The 4800-nt window shown below is 69.1% G+C and carries 3 protein-coding genes and 2 pseudogenes; all 5 read left to right on the top strand.

What is annotated here, in order from left to right; all coding sequences use genetic code 11:
* Window positions 1-74: pseudogene (locus ABD346_RS38345) on the top strand (ATP-binding protein); the annotation flags it as partial.
* 356 nt (window positions 75-430) lie between these two features.
* Window positions 431-3628, top strand: a complete 3198-nt coding sequence (locus tag ABD346_RS38340) for a sensor histidine kinase (RefSeq protein WP_344380942.1) — start codon at window positions 431-433, stop codon at window positions 3626-3628.
* A gap of 10 nt (window positions 3629-3638) precedes the next feature.
* Window positions 3639-4052 (top strand): roadblock/LC7 domain-containing protein, encoded by a 414-nt coding sequence (locus ABD346_RS38335; protein ID WP_053725133.1) that lies wholly within the window; start codon window positions 3639-3641, stop codon window positions 4050-4052.
* 111 nt (window positions 4053-4163) lie between these two features.
* Window positions 4164-4748 (top strand): DUF742 domain-containing protein, encoded by a 585-nt coding sequence (locus ABD346_RS38330; protein WP_344380941.1) that lies wholly within the window; start codon window positions 4164-4166, stop codon window positions 4746-4748.
* Window positions 4729-4800: pseudogene (locus tag ABD346_RS38325) on the top strand (ATP-binding protein); the annotation flags it as partial. The gene ABD346_RS38330 and the pseudogene ABD346_RS38325, both read left to right, overlap by 20 nt.

The following is a 4800-nucleotide window of genomic DNA, read 5'->3' as shown; positions in this document are numbered from 1 at the left end:
CCCGCCACCGGGCAGACGCCAAGAGCGCCCTCATCACCCTCGTGGAACACGCCCTCATGGCCCGTCTCAAGTAGGCAGTCGCATACGGCAGTTGTCGTAGGCGAAACGGGGGCGGACTGTGTCCTTTGACACGATCCGCCCCTGTGTTCATAACGTTTCGACAGAGAATTCTCGTGTCACCGCAACCCGCCGCGTTCATCCGGTGTCGCTGCGCTCACAACGGCCCCGTCATTTGGCGGGGCTCGCTCTTTATGCCCGTTTTATCTGAGGCTTTGGCCACTCGGAACCGGAGATTCCAGACGTTTGGATGGCGGCCGTCCCACGTGCTGGAATTCGACGAACTCCCGAGTAGTACGGCCCCGAGAAGTACGGCTCTGAAACACACTGCGGCACGCCCCATGGGTGCCGGCTCCGAGAGGTTGTTGGTCGAGTGAAGCGAAGCAGGACGAGCTCCGCGACGCAGCAGGCGCGGGGCAACTTCACCCCGCCGCAGCGCACGGCGGTGTCACAGCCCGCGCCCGAGACCTCTGCCCCGGATCCCGGCAAGGACGCCGCGGGCAGCAGCAGCCGCTTCTCGCCGCGCAACTGGCGCGTGGCGACCAGGCTGAACGCGATCCTCCTCATCCCCGTGCTGGTCGGCCTCGTCATGGGCGGCTTCGAGGTGAACGGGTCGATAGCCACCTGGCGCGACGCCCGCAACGCCGAGAAGGTCGCGAACATCGTGCGCGCCGCCTCCGACTACGGGCAGGCGCTGCTCAACGAGCGTGACCTCACCGCTCAGCCCCTCCTCGAGAACAAGCGCGACAGCGACATCGTCAGCAAGGCGTACGCGACCTCCGACGCCGCCCGCGCCAAGTTCGACGACGCCGTCAAGGGCATGCCGGACACCCCGAGCCTCAAGCGCCGCCTGGCCAAGGTCCGCGACGCCGAGAAGACCCTCGAAGACCTGCGCAAGACCGCGTACGCCAAGGGCGTCGAGGCCAAGAACCCGGTGCTGACCGAAGAGGGCTACACCGCGATCCCCCACTACCTGAGCACGTTCTCCAACGAGCTCGGTCTGGGCACCGGCAACATCACCAGCTACGGCCGCATGGTGTACGCGGTCGACCTCGCCAAGTCGGCGGAGTCGCTCCAGCGTTCCATCGGCCTGCACCTGCTGCTGCGGCCGAGCGACGACGTCAAGACCTTCCAGATGCAGGTCAAGGCGTTCAACTCGTACAACTACCTGGAGTTCATCGCCCTCGGCGAGTTCGACGCCGGTGGTACGGACGCCGACAGCCAGCACCTCAAAGACGTGATGACGACCAAGGCCGCGAAGGTCGCCCAGGAGTTCCCCGGCGGCAAGCTGCAGGCCGACAACGGCCCGCACATCGGCGCGGCCCCGGCGGCCGACGGCTCGATCTACAACGGAATGGCCGCCGCGATCGGCGCGGGTGAGAACGTCAAGCAGCTCAAGGCCCAGGGCATCACGCCCGAGTCCTGGATGGCCGCCTCCACCTCGAAGTTCGACGGCTACAGCGAGGTCGAGGACGACCTGGTCACCCGGGCCGTGACCGAGGCCGGCCAGATCGCCGACGACGCCAAGACCACCGCGTACATCAACGGCGCGATCGTCGTGGTCTCCCTGCTCGCCGCGTTCATCCTGGCCGGCATGGTGGCCCGCCAGATGAGCCGCTCGATGCGCCGGCTGCGCAACGCCGCCTTCGACGTGGCCGAGCAGCGCCTGCCGATGCTCGTCGACCAGCTCTCGCGCACCGAACCCGGCCGGGTCGACACCCGGGTCGAGGCGATCCCGATCGACTCCACGGACGAGATCGGCGAGGTCGCCCGCGCCTTCGACCAGGTGCACCGCGAGGCCGTCCGGCTCGCCGCCGAGCAGGCCCTGCTGCGGGGCAACGTCAACGCGATCTTCACCAACCTCTCGCGCCGCAACCAGTCCCTGATCGAGGGCCAGCTGACCCTCATCACCGACCTGGAGAACAACGAGGCCGACCCGGACCAGCTGGAGAGCCTGTTCAAGCTGGACCACCTGGCGACCCGTATGCGCCGCAACGGCGAGAACCTCCTGGTCCTCGCCGGCGAGGAGCCGGGCCGCCGCTGGGACCAGCCGGTCCCGCTGGTCGACGTGCTGCGCGCAGCTTCCTCCGAGGTGGAGTCGTACGAGCGCATCGAGCTGTCCGGCGTGCCGGAGGCCGAGATCCACGGCCGGGCCGTGACCGACCTCGTGCACCTGCTCGCCGAGCTCCTGGAGAACGCGACCACGTTCTCCTCGCCGCAGACCAAGGTCCGCGTCACCGCGACCCGCCTTCCCGACGGCCGTGTGATGGTCGAGATCCACGACAAGGGCATCGGCCTGACCGCCGAGGACTTCGCGGACATCAACCACCGCCTGGCCAACCCGCCGACCGTCGACGCGGCCGTCTCGCAGCGCATGGGCCTGTTCGTGGTCGGCCGGCTTTCCGACCGGCACGGCATCCGCGTCCAGCTGCGCCCCTCGGGCGAGCAGGCCGGCACCACGTCCCTGGTCATGCTCCCGGACCCGATCACCCATGGTGGCGGCGGCGAGAGCAACCCGCTGAGCGACGACTTCACGGTCTCCTCGATCATCCCCGAGCAGCACCAGCAGCAGTCGTACGAGTCGGCCCCCGCGCCGATGCGGACGGCGGCCGAGCTCGGCTTCGACGACTCGCGGTACGAGAGTGCCGAGCAGTCCGACCCCCGCGAACTCGACCCGGTCAACCGGTCGCTGATGCGCGAGGAGCGCCGAGCGGCCCTGGAGGCCCAGGCGCAGGGCGGCGAACGCCCGCTGTTCCGGGACGAGTTGGACGCGCAGGAGAGCCCGGCGTACGACGGCTCGTACGAGAGCCCGCAGCAGTACGCGACGCAGGAGCAGTCCTACGAAGGCTCCTACGAGCCTCAGCAGGCCAACGGCTACGACGGCTCGTACCAGGGTCAGCAGTACGCCCCCGAGCACACCGGTGCCTACGCACAGGACTCCTACGCGCCCCGTAACGGCTACCCGGAGTCCGGCTATGCGGAAGGCTCCTACGGGGACTCCACGGCCGACCAGGGCCCTTACGAGGCCCCGTACGCCGCCCAGGCGCCGCAAGGCGATTGGCAGCAGGAGAATGCCTACCAGGAACCGTACGCGGACCCCTTCCGGCCGGAAGCGGAATCCGCCGAGGAGGCCCGGGGCGTTCCCGAGGGCCCCGCGGACCGCGTAGGCTTCGACCGTCCGGGCCCCACCCCGACCACCGCCCACGCGATGACCGACGCCGGTCTGCCACGGCGCGGCGGCCAGCAGAGCTGGCCGGCCGAGTCCGAGCAGGAGCAGACCGCGACGCCGGAACCGGCAGGCGACTGGCGCTCGACCAACGACGAGCGCTGGACGCGGGCCGAGAAGCTCCGTGAGCCCAAGGCCGGCGGGGTCACCCCCTCCGGTCTCCCCAGGCGGGTGCCCAAGGCCAATCTGGTCGAGGGCGCGGCCGAGCAGACCCCGCAGGGCGGCCCACAGGTCTCCCGCGCTCCGGAGGACGTGCGCGGCAGGTTGAGCAACCTGCGCCGCGGCGTCCAGCAGGGCCGTAACGCGGGGTCGGACACAAGTAACACCTACAACCAGGAGCGTTAGTGTGAGCCCGATGAGCCAGGCGGCGCAGAATCTGAACTGGTTGATCACCAACTTCGTGGACAACACCCCCGGGGTGTCCCACACGGTGGTGGTCTCCGCCGACGGACTCCTGCTGGCGATGTCCGAAGGCTTCCCCCGGGACCGGGCCGATCAGCTGGCGGCCGTGGCCTCCGGTCTGACGTCCCTCACCGCGGGCGCCTCCCGGATCTTCGAAGGCGGTGCCGTCAACCAGACGGTGGTGGAGATGGAGCGCGGCTTCCTCTTCATCATGTCGGTCTCCGACGGTTCCTCCCTCGCCGTTCTCGCACACCCCGAGGCCGACATCGGCCTGGTGGGTTACGAGATGGCCCTGCTCGTGGACCGTGCCGGGAGTGTGCTGACTCCCGACCTGCGCGCGGAACTCCAGGGAAGCCTTCTTAACTAGTTACCGATCAGTTCTCAATCAGCAGACAGGCCGTGCGTTTCTCGCCACCGCCCCATAAGGTGCGGTGGCGCGGCCCCAATGGGACGGGCACCGGTAGTCGGAGGAGGAAACGTGACAACACCCCCAGGCGGGCACCCCTACAGCGGTGGACAGCAGTCTCCGGGTGAGCACGGCCAGAACCGCTTCAACTTCCCCTCCACGCCCAGCAGACAAGGTCAGGGACAGGGCGGCCAGTACCAGGGGCCCTACCAGCAGCCGAACCGTCAGCCGAGCCCGTACGACCAGCCGCCGCAGCCCCGGATCGAACCGGTGCAGCCGAGGCAGACCCCCCAGCCAACACCTGCGGGCGGCGCGCACAATCCCCTTGTGCGCCCGTACGCCATGACCGGCGGCCGCACCCGGCCGCGCTACCAGCTCGCCATCGAGGCGCTGGTGCACACCACGGCGGAACCCTCAAGGCTGCAAGGGCAGTTGCCCGAGCACCAGCGGATCTGCCACCTGTGCCGCGAGATCAAGTCGGTCGCCGAGATCTCGGCACTCCTCACCATCCCCCTCGGCGTTGCCCGGATCCTCGTAGCCGACCTGGCCGAGGCCGGACTTGTCGCCATCCACCAGCCCGGCGGCGACGAGTCCGCCGGCGGACAGCCAGACGTGACACTGCTCGAAAGGGTGCTCAGTGGACTTCGCAAGCTCTAGCGGCGGTGCCGCCCGTTCCACCACGTCGGCGAAGATCGTGGTGGCGGGCGGT

Source organism: Streptomyces mauvecolor (assembly GCF_039532965.1).
GTDB classification, from domain to species: Bacteria; Actinomycetota; Actinomycetes; order Streptomycetales; family Streptomycetaceae; genus Streptomyces; species Streptomyces violascens.
The sequence above is the reverse complement of the archived record's forward strand: the minus strand, read 5'-3'. Positions and strand labels throughout refer to the sequence as shown.

What these genes read in the sequence shown, in the direction of transcription:
- ABD346_RS38335 (WP_053725133.1), top strand. Translation starts at nt 3,639, where the DNA reads ATGAGCCAGGCGGCGCAGAATCTGAACTGGTTGATCACCAACTTCGTG.